16 protein-coding genes are annotated in these 16,637 nt (G+C 37.3%); 1 reads left to right on the top strand and 15 read right to left on the bottom strand.

The genetic code is table 11. The features are described 5' to 3' along the window. Positions 1-7: 7 nt before the first annotated feature. From radA to KQI71_RS06625, 12 genes are all read right to left on the bottom strand, one after another. Positions 8-1,366, bottom strand: coding sequence for a DNA repair protein RadA (radA, locus tag KQI71_RS06570; RefSeq protein WP_216435120.1), 1,359 nt, complete (start codon positions 1,364-1,366; stop codon positions 8-10). Positions 1,367-1,391: 25 nt separating this feature from the next. Then, positions 1,392-1,805 (bottom strand): endosialidase, encoded by a 414-nt coding sequence (locus tag KQI71_RS06575; protein ID WP_216435121.1) that lies wholly within the window; start codon positions 1,803-1,805, stop codon positions 1,392-1,394. Positions 1,806-2,027: 222 nt separating this feature from the next. Then, complete coding sequence (locus KQI71_RS06580; protein ID WP_216435122.1) at positions 2,028-4,484, bottom strand: ATP-dependent Clp protease ATP-binding subunit; 2,457 nt, start codon at positions 4,482-4,484, stop codon at positions 2,028-2,030. Next, positions 4,481-4,873 carry a GntR family transcriptional regulator gene (locus KQI71_RS06585; RefSeq protein WP_216435123.1) on the bottom strand — a complete coding sequence of 131 codons (393 nt, stop codon included), beginning with the start codon at positions 4,871-4,873 and terminating at the stop codon, positions 4,481-4,483. Before KQI71_RS06585 ends, KQI71_RS06580 begins: the two co-directional genes overlap by 4 nt. Before the next feature lie 123 nt (positions 4,874-4,996). Continuing rightward, positions 4,997-6,403, bottom strand: coding sequence for an APC family permease (locus tag KQI71_RS06590; RefSeq protein ID WP_216435124.1), 1,407 nt, complete (start codon positions 6,401-6,403; stop codon positions 4,997-4,999). 15 nt (positions 6,404-6,418) lie between these two features. Next, positions 6,419-6,763, bottom strand: a complete 345-nt coding sequence (locus KQI71_RS06595; protein ID WP_216435125.1) for a P-II family nitrogen regulator — start codon at positions 6,761-6,763, stop codon at positions 6,419-6,421. Between the two features lie 21 nt (positions 6,764-6,784). Then, positions 6,785-7,579, bottom strand: coding sequence for a helix-turn-helix domain-containing protein (locus KQI71_RS06600; RefSeq protein WP_216435126.1), 795 nt, complete (start codon positions 7,577-7,579; stop codon positions 6,785-6,787). 15 nt (positions 7,580-7,594) lie between these two features. Then, positions 7,595-8,725 carry a tyramine oxidase subunit B gene (locus KQI71_RS06605; RefSeq protein ID WP_216435127.1) on the bottom strand — a complete coding sequence of 377 codons (1,131 nt, stop codon included), beginning with the start codon at positions 8,723-8,725 and terminating at the stop codon, positions 7,595-7,597. Positions 8,726-8,978: 253 nt separating this feature from the next. Next, the gene (locus KQI71_RS06610; RefSeq protein WP_216435128.1) at positions 8,979-9,854 is read right to left on the bottom strand and encodes an N-acetylmuramoyl-L-alanine amidase family protein; all 876 of its coding nucleotides are present in this window, start codon (positions 9,852-9,854) and stop codon (positions 8,979-8,981) included. Between the two features lie 80 nt (positions 9,855-9,934). After that, the gene (locus KQI71_RS06615) at positions 9,935-10,852 is read right to left on the bottom strand and encodes a nucleotidyltransferase family protein (RefSeq protein WP_216435129.1); all 918 of its coding nucleotides are present in this window, start codon (positions 10,850-10,852) and stop codon (positions 9,935-9,937) included. 208 nt (positions 10,853-11,060) lie between these two features. Then, positions 11,061-11,660 carry a VanZ family protein gene (locus KQI71_RS06620; protein WP_216435130.1) on the bottom strand — a complete coding sequence of 200 codons (600 nt, stop codon included), beginning with the start codon at positions 11,658-11,660 and terminating at the stop codon, positions 11,061-11,063. A 95-nt stretch (positions 11,661-11,755) separates the two neighbouring features. Further along, complete coding sequence (locus KQI71_RS06625; RefSeq protein WP_216435131.1) at positions 11,756-12,787, bottom strand: acyltransferase family protein; 1,032 nt, start codon at positions 12,785-12,787, stop codon at positions 11,756-11,758. 214 nt (positions 12,788-13,001) lie between these two features. On the opposite strand from KQI71_RS06625, the gene KQI71_RS06630 reads away from it, so the two are divergent. Beyond that, positions 13,002-13,631 carry a hypothetical protein gene (locus tag KQI71_RS06630; RefSeq protein WP_216435132.1) on the top strand — a complete coding sequence of 210 codons (630 nt, stop codon included), beginning with the start codon at positions 13,002-13,004 and terminating at the stop codon, positions 13,629-13,631. Positions 13,632-13,738: 107 nt separating this feature from the next. Here the strand turns inward: KQI71_RS06630 and KQI71_RS06635 are convergent, their stop codons facing one another. The 3 genes from KQI71_RS06635 to KQI71_RS12840 all read right to left on the bottom strand — a co-directional run bounded on the left by KQI71_RS06635 (position 13,739) and on the right by KQI71_RS12840 (position 16,488). Then, positions 13,739-14,407, bottom strand: coding sequence for a hypothetical protein (locus tag KQI71_RS06635; RefSeq protein ID WP_216435133.1), 669 nt, complete (start codon positions 14,405-14,407; stop codon positions 13,739-13,741). 103 nt (positions 14,408-14,510) lie between these two features. Next, a complete protein-coding gene (locus KQI71_RS06640; protein ID WP_216435134.1) occupies positions 14,511-15,401 on the bottom strand; it encodes a radical SAM protein in 891 nt (296 codons plus the stop codon). A gap of 541 nt (positions 15,402-15,942) precedes the next feature. Then, the gene (locus KQI71_RS12840; RefSeq protein WP_216435135.1) at positions 15,943-16,488 is read right to left on the bottom strand and encodes a serine acetyltransferase; all 546 of its coding nucleotides are present in this window, start codon (positions 16,486-16,488) and stop codon (positions 15,943-15,945) included. Between the last annotated feature and the right edge of the window lie 149 nt (positions 16,489-16,637).

Below are 16,637 nucleotides of genomic sequence, written 5' to 3' on the forward strand. Positions count from 1 at the left end.
TTACCGTCTATATAAGATCCAATGCTTCTCTTACATTCGATACGCCAATCAAATGAATTTTTGGTTTTTTCTTTATGGCATCAACATTTGCTTTTGGTAAAATACACCGCTTAAATCCAAGTTTTTCTGCCTCTTTGATTCTCGATTCTCCACCAGAGACTGCCCTTACTTCTCCGACCAATCCAACTTCTCCGAAAATGATCGTATCTTCTGGCAGAGCTGTATTTTTATAACTCGATGCAATCGCCATAATGATTCCTAAATCGATTGCCGGTTCTCCAAGACGCATACCTCCTGCCAAATTGACATAAGCATCACACCCTCCAAGCGCAAGTCCAACTCTTTTTTCAAGGACCGCCATCAAAAGATTTACACGATTATAATCAATTCCAACCGCCGTTCTTCGCGGCATCTGAAAACTTGTTGGCGAAATCAGAGCCTGAATTTCAATTAAAATCGGCCGTGTTCCTTCCATGGAACAGACAACAACCGAACCAGAAGCATCTAGTGGTCTTCCATTCAGCATCGTTTTTGAAGGATTCTCAACTTCCAAAAGTCCATTTCCAGACATCTCAAAAACACCAATCTCGTTTGTTGATCCAAAACGGTTTTTTACACCACGCAGAATGCGATAAGCAGCTTCCCGTTCTCCTTCAAAATATAAAACAGTATCCACCATATGTTCCAGGGTTCTTGGCCCTGCCACAACCCCTTCTTTTGTTACATGTCCTACAATAAATACCGCAATATTTTCTTCTTTTGCAATACGCATCATCTGAGCCGTAACTTCACGAACCTGGGAAACACTGCCTGCGGCCGAAGATAACTCTTCACTATACATCGTCTGAATAGAATCAATGACAACAAACTCCGGCTTTGACTTTAAAATTGCCTGACAAATCGCATCTAAATCCGTCTCACAAAACAAAAGCATTTCCTGTTCAAACGTACCAAGTCTCTCGGCCCTCATTTTAATTTGATGCATGGATTCTTCCCCGGAAATATACAAAACTTTTCGACCGGCATTTGCCATATTCCGACATACTTGCAAAAGCAAAGTAGATTTTCCAATTCCAGGGTCCCCTCCAACAAGTGAAAGAGAACCTTTCACAATACCGCCTCCAAGCACCCGATCAAGCTCCCCAATCCCAGTTGGAATCCGCTCCTCAGATTCCATTACAACTTCGGATATATTCATAGGAGAGGCAGAAGTCTTCAAAGGCTTCGCCCCTCCCTGCTTGCCGGATGATGCAATCTTTTCTTCTACAAACGTATTCCACTGTTTGCAGGCCGGACACTGCCCCATCCACTTGGAAGATTCATGACCGCATTCCTTACAAAAATATACTGTTTTTTGCTTTGCCATAAACTCTCCCTATCCTTTTTGTTTCTTACTGTCTTCTTACTCTGACAGCTGCTGGTGTACCTTCGTTTAATTCCACACCAATGGTTAATTTCCCTGCCAGATTTGCTTTCATAGTTCCAATATTTGTGTTATCAATATATACTTTATATTCCTGCTGTGGTTCTACTTCCAGCGTAACCTGGACATCTCCTTTAGACTCAATCTCAAATGCAACTCCATCTGCTGTTGCTGCGAAATTATGAACACTTGAACCAGGAACAGATTCAAAAATCAGCTGTCCGTTCTTGTCAAGCTTTGTCATTGTTTTGAAGGTTTTAATCTTATAGATGTCTCCTTCAAATGGAATATCACCCTTCTTTGCTTTTGTATCTAACGTGTAGTCACCAAAACAAAGGGTTCCATTCTCTTCGCTGCGAAATAATTCAGTTACCACTGCCATTGTCTTATCCTCCTAATAAATGAAATTATACTTCCGAGCATCTGTAACATGCTTCCAAACAGGGCAAAAAACATTCCCCTGAACATACATTTTATTATACCTTATCGGACGAAGTCCGTCCAGCCCTAATAGGGCTATGCATTTGCGCGTGCCCCAGAGGGTATCCCTTTTCGGACGAAGTCTGTTCCGTCCTATTAGGGCTATGCATTTGCGCGTGCCTTTTTATTCTTTCACAGAAAATGTTAATTTCTTTTCTTTTTTTCCAATTGTCAGCGTTGTTCCTTCTTTTAGTTCTCCATTTAAGATCTTATCTGCAAGGATATCTTCAATTTCATTTTGGATCACACGACGCAGCGGTCTTGCTCCATAATGCTCATCATAACCTTTTTCTGCAAGCCATTCATAAGCACCAGCCGTTACTTTCAGATTGACCTGATACATTTCTTTCAGCCGATCTTTTACCTGACGCATCAGAAGTTTTGCAATTTTCTTTACTTCCTCTTTTGTAAGAACTGCAAAGACAACCGTCTCATCAATACGATTTAAAAATTCTGGGCGGAAGATTTGTTTTACTTCTTCCATAACACCCTTTGTCATACGTTCATGATTTTTCGCACGGTCATTTTCTGTAACAAAACCAAGCTGCTTTGGAGCAATGATTCGATTGGCTCCCGCATTTGAAGTCATAATAATTACTGTATTTTTAAAATCTACTTTTCTTCCATTCGAATCCGTAATGTGCCCATCATCCAGCACCTGAAGAAGAATGTTAAACACATCTGGATGTGCTTTTTCAATTTCATCAAATAAGATCACAGAATATGGATGTCTTCGAATCTGCTCACTTAACTGGCCACCTTCCCCAAATCCTACATATCCAGGAGGAGAACCAATGATTTTCGATACACTATGTTTCTCCATATATTCTGACATATCTACACGAATCAAATCATCATCACTGCCAAACATTGCTGCAGCCAGTGCCTTGGAAAGTTCTGTTTTTCCAACACCGGTAGGTCCAAGGAATAAGAAAGAGCCAATCGGACGTTTTGGATCCTGTAAACCAACCCTGCTTCGTCTAACTGCTTTTGACACTGCTTTTACTGCTTCTTCCTGTCCAATGACACGTTTATGCAATTCCTTTTCCAAATTGCGCAAACGTTCCATTTCTCCCTTCTTTAACTGATTCACCGGAATCTTTGTCCAAAGAGCAATCACTTCTTCTGCATCTTCATCCTCAATCTGAGGAATAGAATTTTGACGACGGTTCATTCTCTTTTGCTTACGTTCCAGATCTTTTTCCATCTTCTGTTTTTCTTTTTTCAGCTCTTTTGCAGCCATCATCTGACCATCCGCAATCAAGCTTTCAATTTTTGAAACCATTTTTTCGATTTCTTTTTTCTCTTCGATATGATCTTGTGAAACTTTCAAAAGCCCCATACGCTTCTTTGCGCAAGTCTCATCTAAAAGATCAATCGCTTTATCCGGAAGAAAACGATCATTGATATAACGATCGGATAACTCTGCCATCGTTTCTAATACGTGATCTGGAATCACAACTTTATGATAATCTTCAAAACGATATTTCAATCCCTTTAAAATAGTTACCGTCTCTTCTCTTGTTGGTTCCTCAATTCTTACTGGCTGGAATCTTCGCTCAAGTGCTGCATCTTTTTCAAAATATTTTGTATATTCTTCATTTGTCGTTGCACCGATCAGCTGAAAATCACCTCTGGCCAAAGCTGGTTTTAAAATATTCGATGCATCCATAGCACCCTCTGAACCACCAGCACCAATCATTGTATGAATCTCATCAATAAACAAAATCACGGATGGATCATCTGTTACTTCCGCGATGATTCGTTTCATCCGCTCCTCGAATTCTCCTCTATATTTCGTACCTGCAATGACCTTTGTAAGATCTAAAGACAGCAGATGCTTTTTCTGAAGAGAAATCGGAACCGTTCCATCAACAATTCTTTGTGCAAGTCCTTCCACAATCGCTGTTTTTCCAACACCAGGATCCCCAATCAAACATGGATTATTTTTTGTTCTGCGGCATAAAATCTGCATAACACGTTCCATCTCTTCTTCTCGTCCAATCATCGGATCCAGCTCGTGGTCTGCTGCTTTTTCTGTAAGATCCGTACTAAATTGCATCAAAAGAGAGTCTCCTCCATTTTCTGGGTCCATTCCTTCCGGTCCGCTAACCGCATCCAAAAACTCTGCTTTTGCTGTCTTATAATCAATTCCTGCTGTCACAAGAATATCCGTATAAATACCATCCAGCGCAATCTTATTATTTTTCAAAAGACGCACTGCCTCATTATCCCCTTCCCGAATGATCGCCATTAAAATATGTTCTGTTCCAATCGAATCACAGCCATATTTTAATGCAGTTTCTCCGGCCAGTTCTAAAATTTCTTCTGCCTTTGGTGTATAAGCAAGCTTCTTTCTCCCATCCTTCGAAGCAGAAGCTTTCTCCTGCACATAACTTTCTACCATCTGTCTTGTAAGTCCATGCATTTTTAATACTTCACTTGCCATGGAACCATCCGTTCCCAAAAGACCAAGCATTAAAAATGTCGTGCTAACGTCCCGAAAGCCGAGATATTTTGCAATCTCTTTTCCTTCTTCCAGGGCTTTCGCTGCTAATTTTGTAAAAGGTAAGCGATTCATAGCCGTTCCTCCTGATTTCTATCTAAGTTCTCATACATGTAGTCAATCAACTGATGCATCTCGTTTTTACTAACCCCTTTACAGATTGCCTGTGCAACAAGCATCTGAAGATCTTCACCGAGATGTTCTAGTTCTTTTTGCTTTTCTTCTGCCTCAACACTGATTACCGCTCCTTTTCTGCGGTCCAGCTTCAAATAACCTTCTTCTCTTAAAATCGCATATGCTTTATTAACCGTATGCATATTTACCCCAAGAATCTGTGCCAGCTGGCGCACAGAAGGAAGAGACTCACCATCCGCAAATTCAGCACGGGCAATTCCCATGACAATCTGATTTCGAAGCTGTATATAGATTGCCTCGTTACTATTGAAATCAATCTCCAATATCATAATTGCAACCCTTCTTTCTCTATTGTGTTATATACAGGCTATAATACTTATCACACAATGTCAAGTAAAAAAAGAGAACCCTGCATCAAAATCAGAATTCTCTTTCTTCTATTATATATACAATTATTTACATAATCCTCGGCGCCGGCGCACTACATAATACATGCTATTTTCCATCGCCATGACTTTTTCCAGAGGAACACTCTTAAATACCGGAATCTTCATCTTATAGCGAATCCAGAAAAATGCATAAACCGCAAGAATGGCAAACACAACAATGGTAATCAACCAAATGGCATTTCTTTCTGCAGGATCCGTAGAAATATTTAATACCATATACACGGTTCCAAGAATTCCAATGATCTGAAGGAGTCCGCCGCCAGGACTCTTAAAAGAACGCGGAGCTTTTGGAAGTCTTCTTCTTAGAATCAATACATCCACATGTGCCAAAATATAAGAAATCATCCAGAATACAGAACCAACCAAAATCATAAAACTAATGGCATCGGTAGATCCATTACTAATCACAGCAAAAATCATAATTGCAATACTGACAAACCATACTCCAATGTAAGGAACTCCATTTTTATTTGTCTTTCCAAAACACTGCGGCATCATATTCATTTTTGCCATTCCCTGACAAATGCTTGATAACCCCTGAATTCCAGAGTTTTGTGAACTAATCACCGCAAGAGCCGCTACAAAAGCCATCCAGATTTTTCCTGGCTGTCCAAGCAGATTGACTCCATATAACAAATGTGGTGCTGCAGAATCTGCCAGCTGTTTCCAATCTGTATAGTTATGAAAACCAAGAACAAGGATCGACTGTACCGCACAAATAATAATTAATCCAAGCATCATACCAAGCGGTACATTCTTCTTTGCATTTTTTACTTCCTTCGAAATTGGAATCGCATATTCCGCACCAATAAACAGCCAGAATGCCACCGCCGTCATTGAAACAACGGAAGAAAAATTCGTTACCATACACATTGGCTGATGAACCATTTTTCCAGTACCAAGACCAAGTGCTCCAATAATTCCCATCAAGATCATCGAACCGACCAAAAGATAAGCAACCAAATCCTGAATCTTTGCAAACATATCAACACCACGTAAATTTGCAATCAATAAAATAATAGTCATAATAATGGTATATGCAAGACGTGGAATTGGCAAATGAAACGTTTGCTCCATCGCATAAGCAAAAATAGATGCTTCCACACCAGAAGATAATACGTTACATAATAAATATCCGCCAACCATAGAAATCAGTGTTGGAAAAGGTCCCATACTTGCCAGTGTATACTGTGCCAAACCACCTGTTGTATTCGGCATCAATGCATTCAGCTCTGAAAGAGACGCAATCGTTGTCATATTCAGTAAACAGGCAATCACCATCGCAACGATAAAGACAACTCCAATGGTTCCTGCTCCCTGTCCAAGAGAAACCAGACAGCTTGTCGCAATGACCAAACCAACCGAAACCGATATGACACTTCTTAATCCAAGTTTTTTCTCTTCTGCCATCGTGCCACCTCCCTTTTACAGAGCATCGACGCCTTCATCTCCGGTTCTGACTCTAACAACATTGTCAATTCCATAAATGAAGATCTTTCCATCCCCGATGTGTCCGGTATACAATTCATGTTTTACTGTTTCCACAATATCATCTACCTTATCTGTCTCAACAACGATATTAATCTGTTGTTTTGGCAAAAGTTCCATTTCATTATACTCATCAACCTCGTACTCTCTCGTACCCTTTTCAATACCGCAGCCAAGAACCTGTATCACTGTCATTCCACGAACTCCAGCCTGACTTAACACCGTTTTTAAATTTGGTAATTTTGACATCCCTGTAATAATTTCAATCTTTGATAAACTCATTCTTCATTCCTCCGTATTCTTTTATTTTTTCTTCCATTTCCGAAGATACGCCTCCGGCGTCATCCCAGCAAATTTCTTAAAATCCCTCGTCATATGCGGTTGATCATAATAGCCACATTCCACCGCTAATTCTTCCATACTCATTCTCTTTCCATTCTTCTCCATCTTCTGAATCAGATTTTGAAAACGAACGAACTCTCCGAATACCTTCGGTGAAATTCCATGTACTTTCTTAAAGACTCTTCGGATATAACAAGCCGAATACCCTGTCTCCCCTTCCAAATCTCGAATGGAAAGATTGCCTTTCTTACCATAAATTCTCATCCGGATATAATCTTCCAAAGAGAAAGATTTCTCATCCTTTGCAAGCTTTTTACAATACTGCTTCAAAAAAGTCTCCATTCGTTTTTCCATAGAATTTTGATCTGCAATCTCTTCCTGCAAAAAATCCCCAAATACATTTCCATCAATCAAAAGATCATCATCTATAATTTCCTCAATGGAAAGATCCTTTGGAAGCTTACACTTTCCAGGTTCAAACCTCACACCAAAATATCTGGTATTTTTCATCAGCGGCCATTTTTTTGCCCGAAATACCGTTCCTCCGATGTAAGTATGAACCTGATCTTGATCCAATGAAAAAAGAAGATCGACACATCCATCCGGCACTGCCTTCACATCCTCACACGGATGCTCTCCGGTCATCAACTCATAAAAATGTGAAATACCATAATTATTGATCATCACTTGATGATAGCCTTCACACTCTCTCATCAAATATGGCTGAATCATCATTCCACAATCTTCTTTTTTCATATACGTCATCTCCTTTTAAGCCATATCAGGCTTATCCCATAATGGAAGTTCGATTCCAATATGTTCTTTCAAGGCATTCTGATAAACAACATTTCCCCATGCAATATCTTCTACCGGCATTCCTCCTACGGAATAAACAATGATTTCATCATCGTTTTCTCTTCCCTTAACATCTCCTGCAATTACATCCGCAAGATCGATGATATCATCACGTGAAATTTTTCCTTCATGCATCAGATCTGTAAATTTTGACCCGATGATCTGTACCAATTCATAACTTGGATAAGGAAATTCTTCTGCCCATGCTTCATATAATTTATAATTATCAACTACAAGTTTACAGTCATTGATCAGAAAATCATCATCAAAACGTGCAGCAGACGGCATGCAAATCAATGCGCCCTTCTTTACCCATGCTTTATTGATATATGGAAAATCTTTTTCTTTGACTGCTGCCGTTGTTGTCATACAAATGATGTCACTTCCAGTTACCGCTTCTTCGACCGTATCACAAACAACAACATTTTCAATCGTTGGACATTCCTCTTTTACAAAGGCCAGGAACGAATCCATGGAACGTTTTCCTCTTCCCTTGACTCTTACATTTTTTAAATTTGGACAGGCACAGGTAAAAGCTTTTAATGAAGTTTTCCCCATAACTCCCGGACCAACAATTGCAACCGTAGAAGCATCCTTCTTTGCCAGATATTTTGCTCCAACCCCTGGAATTGCTCCGGTACGATAACTGCTTACTAAGTTTGCAGACATCATTGCTAATGGAAGACCTGTATCTTTATCATTCAGCATCATCATAAGAATCGATCTTGGAAGACCCTTTTTCTTATTTTCCACATTCGATCCATACCATTTCATACCAGCCATCTGTGTATGACCTCCAAGATACGCCGGCATCGCCATAAAACGACGATCATCTGCATTTTTTGGCATTCCAGGAAACTTTGGATCATCCGGAAACATTACCTGAGCCCCATGAGAATTATGATTGGTTCCAGCCATAACATAATCCCCTTTTTTCAAGGTAATCAACATCTTTTCCATTGTGTCAATACACTGATCCATATTTTTCACACCGGCTTTGATCATATCCGGCTCACTAAGATATAAAAAACTAACTTTTGTGTCCATAACTGCATCCTCCTGTTGTCCTAATGAAACTTACCAGTTTCTTCTATGCATCAGCCCCATCCTTATCTATAGACCGTTTCATGTCTAATAACAAAAAAGACGCCTGTAATAAATACAGACGCCTTTGACTGATTACTAATATTTTTTATGCAGTTATTTTAACACCGCTATTTTCTTTTGTCTTGTAAAAAACGATACTCCATCAATCTGTCCTGATTATAGCACAATCTAAGAACCTATACAATCCCAAGTCTTAATGGAGAAGAAACTTACGATAAAAATATTGATTATGCTCCTTCTTTCCATCGACCATCAAAGTAACTTTTTGACGATTCTGTTGTCCTTTTTGACGACTTCCAAGGCAATAATCTACAATCGCCTGTGCATCTGCCTTTGCCATTTTCTGAATCTTTTCATCACTCAATAAGAACTTTTGATAATCGCCAGCATGATCCACAAAACTATGCTCCACAATCACCCCTGGAATATTTTTATAAATACTATCTTGAATCACATGATAATAATCTTGTAATTTCCCATTCGGATATTTTTGATTTTTCTCGGAAGTACGCATCAAAAATCCTTGATTCTCAAGTCCTGTTTTCTTTAACTGCTCAAGGAAATGACATCCAAGTACTTGAGCCTTAGAAGCAACTTCTTTCCGGTAATATCCCGTTGGAACAAGCACGGTACAACCATGATCATATTCCACACCATCTCCATAGGCATTATTATGCAGACTAATAAAAAGATCCGCTCCATCCTTCTTTGCCTTACTGACACGCTCTCCAAGCCCCGGCTTTGTATCTGATGACCTTGTCATCCTAATCTTAATATTTGGATAGGAAGCAAGCGCATCGGAAATTCCATATGCGATCTTTAAATTCACATCTTTTTCCAAAACTTTCTTTCCATCAAACTTGCCAACAGCGCCACTATCGACACCGCCATGACCAGGATCCAACTCAATCACCCATTGTTTTTTCTTTATTGTCTTCCTTACAGACTCTGTCGTTGTTGAAACCTTTTTCGTCTTTTTCACTTCCGTTTTACTTTTAGCACTACAACCAGCCAAAACACTAAAGCAAAACAAACCTATAAAAAAAGCAAATCCTCTTCTCCTTATCATTGTTCTTCCTTTCCTTAAAAAAACAAAAAGGAAAATGCATTTTTACATTTTCCTTTCTTTTGATCTTATCATGTTTATTCTTAAGCCCAAAGATTTTCTGGATATACACCCTCTTTGATCAGGTTTCCGAAAGCTTCCTGTACGGATTCTTTATCTTCCTGATAGGTAACACCAAACCAGCGGTCCTGTGTCTCCAGTACTTTTACATTGGCACGTTTTTCTTTTAAAAGTTCATCTACGATATTTGGAAGCAGATATTCTTTCTTTAAATCTCCATCTTCAATTCCAGCAAGGAAGTTTTTAAAATCTTCTGCCAGATACCCAAGAAAGTTTGGATATGCAGCCCACATATTCATAGACACATTATCATCTGGACTTACCCATTTTTGAACATCCGCATTATCACACAGAATCTTACCGTCTTCTCCCATCTTGATTCCGGTTGTCTCATGAACCTGGCTTAACAGACCTTCTTCATCCACTACACTGATACCTCTTGTAACTGTTCCATTATCACTCAGTGTGTTTTTCAAAATAAATCCAGCCATACCCATTGTAAATTCTCTTCCAAGATCTTCTCCAGATACAAGGAAATCATGAAGCTTCACAAACGCCTCTTTTCCATAATAATCATCCGCATTAATGATGACAAATGGTTCTTTTACAATATCTTTGCAACATAAAACAGCCTGTCCAGTTCCCCATGGTTTTGTACGTCCTTCTGGTACCTCAAAACCTTCTGGAAGGTCATCCAATTCCTGAAATACATACTCTACATCGATCTGTTCTTTGATACGATTTCCGATGACTTCCTCAAACTCCTCAAAAATATCTTTACGAATAATAAAAACAACCTTATTAAATCCTGCCTCTTTTGCATCATGAATGGAATAATCCATAATGATTTCTCCATTTGGTCCCATCTTCGCAAGCTGCTTAATTCCGGCACCATATCGTGAACCGATTCCTGCTGCCATAATAATCAACGTTGTATCCATGACTATCCTCTTAGGGCTTCTTATTGCCCTTCTCCTTTCTCACGTGGTCCCTATCTGCTTCCTCAAACAGACAGATACTCCTTTATACCTTACCTCTAAAAAAGCACAAAAAACCATTTTTACACTATTTATATCTATACATTGTAAAAAGAATTTCGATGAAAGTCAACCCCTCTGCCATAAAATGTCATAAAATAGGCAGATTCTGTCATGATACGATCAAATCTTTGACAAACTTACAGATTCTCCAAAATAGCCAGCCAGCAAGTGCTCCCGCCGTGTTCGTCACCACATCATCAATCTGTGCATAACCTCTCTGCGTCTCATACTGAATAATTTCCAAACATAAGCTGAATAAAAATGCCATATCGACACAAAAACAACCACTCTGAAATTTCTTAAATCCCATTGGAAATAAAATACCAAATGGAAGAAACATAATAATGTTCTCTACAAAATACGCATGACATTGCATCGTATTTCCCCATGTTTCAAAAAGCGTCAAGCTCACCTGATTTCTTGTACCAGGCTCTCTGGAAAAGAATGCTACATTTAATAAAACCGTCAGATAAATGATAATTAAAACCCAAAACCATTTTCTCCAGTTCTTCCTGAGCCAATCTCCCTTTCCTGCAAGATGTACACATAACTCCAGCACAATAATAAACGCCAAGCCAATCCCGGCTCCAACCATCAAATACCGAATCGGCTGCAACATATCTTCACGGATATACTGTATCAAATGCATCAATTTCCCTGTAATCCCGGAACCATTTCCATTTGCCATTTCCAACCATATTCTATTCATAACCATTCCCCCTTTACAGGTCCATCTTATTTTACAAAATATTTTAAATATAAAAAATTACAAAGTCAAGAAAGCAAAACATTCTTCAGAAAATCTTAAAAATTTGAACTTTTACCGAACTTTTTATAATAAATCTTTTCCATCCATTTTTCTATTCGATATAAAATCGCAGCACAAATCAACATAAATCCAACTAAAAATACAAGCACTGCAATTTCATTTCGATCCGATATCCTACTGGCAAAACTCTCCATAAAAAATAAGATAATCATATGATGAATCAAATAAATAGGATAAGACCTATGATTCACCCAATGAATGCAAGAAGGAACATCTCTTTTTAAAAAGCAACTGGAAATTCCCATAATCAAACAATATAAATTCATACTCAATAAAAGAACCTGTAAATCACAATTAAACTCTATTGGCAAAGGAACAAACAACGCCAAAAAAATCAGTGCCGCATTGATGCACAAAATCCACTTTCTTTTACAAACCTCTTGTTCCAAAACAACCAAATACATTCCAATCCAAAAAGCAAAAATATCATACCCAATCCACTCTCGATCCGGCAGATACCAAAACGGAACCTGATCGTTCACGACGCAAAGAACAAATAAAACAATCGTAAATAAATTTCTCGCCTTTGAGCAAAAAATCCTGCGCAAAATCGGAAAAATCAAATAGATTATAATCAATGCCCCTAAAAACCACTCACCAATGATGTAATAATTTCTAATGGTCGTATCGAAATATCCATCCATGCCAAGCAAGGTAAAAAGAAACTTCCACGCATGCCCACGAAACAAAAACCCATCGTTCTTCCATGCAAGCAATAAATATAAGGGAACCCAGCAAAGATAAAACATTGGATAAATTTTATGCCATCTCTTCTTATAATATTGTCCCAACTTGAAACCATTCTCTGATGATAACAACAAACCAGACCCTGAAATCATAAAAAAAAGCGCCACACCAACACGGCCAAACCTGCCATTTGCATAATCATAAAACAGACAAAAAGCATCCGATTTATAAAAAATAAGTGCGCAGCTAAAATGATAAAAAATAATCATAAATGTACTAATAAATCTTATGTAACTAATATAATTTTTCCTGGTCTTCATTTCCTTCTCTTTTCCATACAATCATTCCATTCCAAACCTCTTATAACAATTGCCCTTTATTGTACCATTATTTTCATAAAAACACAAAGAAATACATTGACAATCAAACAATTTTGTTATTATATTAATATTAAATAAGATAGGAAGAAGGATTAACCTATTTTAATTGATTTATCTTATTCAATTTCAATGGCTTTTATTCAGGAGGAATTTTATGAAAAAAATGGTTTTCATCTTATTGCTGGCTATCGGAATGGTTTCCATGTATTGCAAACCAGATACCGCTTATGCTTATACCGACCAGCAAAAACAACAAGCAAGAGAATGGCTTTCTTCTCACGGATATTCACCAGACAAATCTGGAGCACAGAAAGCATACAGTGACTATCAAAAAGGAAAAATCGATAAATCCGGACAATCCAAATCATCCTCCGGATCAAGCAGCAGCAAAAGCAATCGTTCATCCGGAAGCTCAAAAAACACCAGCAGTTCAAGCTCCAAATCATCTTCCGGATCAAACAGCAGCAAAAACTCAAGCGGCAGCTCCCAGAATAGTACAACTGCTACAAGCAAAAATAATACAAGCACAAAGGACAATACAACAAACGAAAATAATCAAAATGGCTCAACGAACAACACAAGTTCGCAAAGCAGCAAAAACTCAAAAGATAACAACAGTGACTCCAAAAACAATACAACAACGACAGAAAACACAAAACAGGCAGACAACCAAAACAAAAAAGAAGAAACAAAAACATCTAGTTTTTCCTTCCTTCCAATTGTCATCGGTGTTGTCGGAGTCATCGTCATCGTTGCCGGAATCTTTATGATCCGCAAAAGATAACGACACTTTCAATCATTAAATATTTATGATTGATTCTTCTTCCTCTTTTGAGCTTTTCAGCAAAATGATACCCTCGTTTTCCATCACAAAGAAAACGGGGGTATTTATTATCGTAAAATCAACAATTTCTTCAAAATAATTTCTGCATACTGATTTAAGTAGATTAATTCCTCTGGCGTAACCTGCTCCTTGATTCCAAGATAAAAATCTGAAACCCATCCTATCTTAGATAATTGCTTGGGTCCTATGACTTTTTGCTTCCCACTTTCTTCTATACAAAGAGAAGATCTGTTTTTCATAAATACTTGAATCTTTCTTTCACCCATAAGTACTTCTAAATATTTCTTTGGATATGCCTTGTCATTTTCTAACAAAAAAAGAGAAATTTCCAAATTTCTCTTTTTCCTTCTTTCCTCTAAAATTTGATATAACAAATCCATGTATTGTTCCATGCTAAAAAATTGCTGATCTAAATGTCCGTGAAACAACGCATCCCAAAATTGCTGCGCTGTTATCTCCTCATCCAATTTTGGAAAATACTCTAAAATCTCTGCTTTCTTATCCTCAAAATAGGAATCAAACTTCGCCTGTCGAAAATATACCTCCAATAATGGATAATACTCACCGCCAATCTTTCTTTCACCACTTTTCCATCTGCTAAGCAATGACTCAGAAGCACCAAGACTCTTAATCATTTCTTTCTGTGAAATCTTTGCTTCCTTCTTTAAAATCTGAATGTAGAGCAAAGAAATCTCCTGTATCATATCATTGTACATAAAAATACCCCCTTTCTCTTATAAGTAAAAAAGAAACGAAAAGGGGTAATTGATTTTCTATTCTTGTTCCAATTTAATTAAATTCATCTTTATCATATTCCTTTTAAATCCACATTTCAAAAATACTTTTTGCATCTGGATCGTTACATAAAAATTCAAACAACACATCTAACATTCCCTGATAAACTTTGCATTGATAGGAATGAACCTCTCTGTCATAAATACTTTGATTGGATGCATAAAAAATAACAGGGCAAACTCCACAATACGGCTGATAAACACAGTCACAGCATCCTGGCAGTCCTTCCAGCACTGATGCCTGACATGTTACCTTACATACTCTATTTTCCATCAAACGATCATAGATACCCATATTTACATTTCCAAGACAAAACATGGGATCTCTATATGTATTTATGATTTTTTCCGGAGGTTTTAAACTTCTCTTTGTCGTTGTCTCAACGGCATTTGTCCGAATCCCTCTTTGTTTCATTTTCCGTATATTACTACTAACAAAACGAAACGTTCCTTCCCCTGTAATTTGAGGCCGGTTCCCATCATAAATCTTCTGATCTCCATCCAGAGATGTTGATACAGAAATAGGATACTTTTCAAAAAAATCGAGCATTTCCTCTTGCAGCAATAACGTATTAGTTACAAGAGAATATGTAATCACTTTATCATTCTTTTTTTCTTGACTATATTCTACAATAAATTTTATTATTTCAAAATTCAACAAAGGCTCTCCGCCCTGAAATTCAAATGTTAAATATTGATTTGGCGATTGCAAAGCAATATCCACTGCCTTTTTTGCAGTTTCTCGATCCATCTTTCCTTTCTTTTCCTTCGCAGAATCCTGTGCCTGACAATATACACAACACATATTACAAGCATTCGTCAAAACAAAAATATGCAAACTTGTTGCTGAAAATAAATATTGCTTATGATCCCGGTATGAATTTAAAACCTGCTCAATAAAAACATCATCTTTCACATCATAAATAAAAAATTTCTCTTGTAGTTGAACCTGTACATCTCTTGAAAGTTTCTCATACTGCTTATTTATTAAATATTTAAAATCTTCTTTCCCAAGAAATATATATTTTCCAAACTCATTTGTCAGTAAATACTAATCCTTCCATTGTTTAAAGTTAAAATAATTATTTTTCATACTTATCCTATCGATATTACTTTTGAATTGCTTCGTGGAATAAAAATCCACCACATATATCTTTATTTGGCATTATATGCATTCTGGCATATAACAAATTTTATAATCTGTAATACTTTCCACTACAATGCCCAATAACCATACTCAATGGAACAAAGTGGAAATTTATAAAGCTGCACATTCTAAATCTTTTTATATCATTTTTTATTTTATCATGAAAATATGGGACAAAAATTGACAATCCAGCTCGTAAATTTCCAATTTTCAACCATTTGCACTTTTTTATTCATTCTTTTTGAATAAAAAAACTGAGATTGTTTATACAATCTCAGCAATCCATCGTTCAAATCTTATAAAAAATTTTTTACCGAATATATGGTATATATTCTTTTGTCGCTTCCTTTTTTTCTATGACTACCGCAGGATTTCCGATGACAATGGAATCATCCGGTATATTTCTATTCACATAGGCATTCGGTGCGATCAAAACATTATTCCCAACTCTAATTTTCCCAACAATTGTTGCATTAGAACCAATCCAGACACAATCACCAATCTTTGGAACACCCTTTCTTTTCCCTCTGGCTTCCATTCCAATGGTGACACCATTTCTCAAGTTTACATATTTCCCTATTTTTGCATTACAATTAACAATAATATTATTTCCATGACTTAGAGAAAATCCTCTTTTAATATTTTTAAAGTTTATCTCTGTGCATCGCTTCACTGCCATCTTGTGCCTAATCAACCGAAAAAAAGATCTTACAATAAAACTTTTGCTCTCAATCGACATTCTTCCGATAAACACATACCTTAAATCCCTATCTTTTAAAATACGTTTGGCACCTTTTCCTTTTTCCCATTCTTCCCCATATCTTGCATAATAATCTTCTTGAAATACTTTATTCACAAATTTCTCTCCTGTATAAAACCTTGCTTCCATTCATAAAATGGAAAAACTTTTTTCCTCACAAGGTACTATAACACAGAATCATCTTCATGGTCTATTACACAGAGAATGAATATAACGAGAAAAATATTCATCAACAAAATGCATAT

The sequence above is a fragment of the Anaerostipes sp. MSJ-23 genome (genome assembly GCF_018918155.1).
In the GTDB taxonomy this organism is placed as follows: Bacteria; Bacillota; Clostridia; order Lachnospirales; family Lachnospiraceae; genus Anaerostipes.

Coding starts and splice junctions, on each gene's coding strand:
- radA (WP_216435120.1), bottom strand. CDS start 1,366: ATGGCAAAGCAAAAAACAGTATATTTTTGTAAGGAATGCGGTCATGAA.
- KQI71_RS06600 (WP_216435126.1), bottom strand. CDS start 7,579: ATGAAAAAAGAAGATTGTGGAATGATGATTCAGCCATATTTGATGAGA.
- KQI71_RS06620 (WP_216435130.1), bottom strand. CDS start 11,660: ATGAATAGAATATGGTTGGAAATGGCAAATGGAAATGGTTCCGGGATT.
- KQI71_RS06610 (WP_216435128.1), bottom strand. CDS start 9,854: ATGATAAGGAGAAGAGGATTTGCTTTTTTTATAGGTTTGTTTTGCTTT.
- KQI71_RS06585 (WP_216435123.1), bottom strand. CDS start 4,873: ATGATATTGGAGATTGATTTCAATAGTAACGAGGCAATCTATATACAG.
- KQI71_RS06595 (WP_216435125.1), bottom strand. CDS start 6,763: ATGAGTTTATCAAAGATTGAAATTATTACAGGGATGTCAAAATTACCA.
- KQI71_RS06630 (WP_216435132.1), top strand. CDS start 13,002: ATGAAAAAAATGGTTTTCATCTTATTGCTGGCTATCGGAATGGTTTCC.
- KQI71_RS06580 (WP_216435122.1), bottom strand. CDS start 4,484: ATGAATCGCTTACCTTTTACAAAATTAGCAGCGAAAGCCCTGGAAGAA.
- KQI71_RS06605 (WP_216435127.1), bottom strand. CDS start 8,725: ATGGACACAAAAGTTAGTTTTTTATATCTTAGTGAGCCGGATATGATC.
- KQI71_RS06575 (WP_216435121.1), bottom strand. CDS start 1,805: ATGGCAGTGGTAACTGAATTATTTCGCAGCGAAGAGAATGGAACCCTT.
- KQI71_RS06635 (WP_216435133.1), bottom strand. CDS start 14,407: ATGTACAATGATATGATACAGGAGATTTCTTTGCTCTACATTCAGATT.
- KQI71_RS06615 (WP_216435129.1), bottom strand. CDS start 10,852: ATGGATACAACGTTGATTATTATGGCAGCAGGAATCGGTTCACGATAT.
- KQI71_RS06590 (WP_216435124.1), bottom strand. CDS start 6,403: ATGGCAGAAGAGAAAAAACTTGGATTAAGAAGTGTCATATCGGTTTCG.
- KQI71_RS06625 (WP_216435131.1), bottom strand. CDS start 12,787: ATGAAGACCAGGAAAAATTATATTAGTTACATAAGATTTATTAGTACA.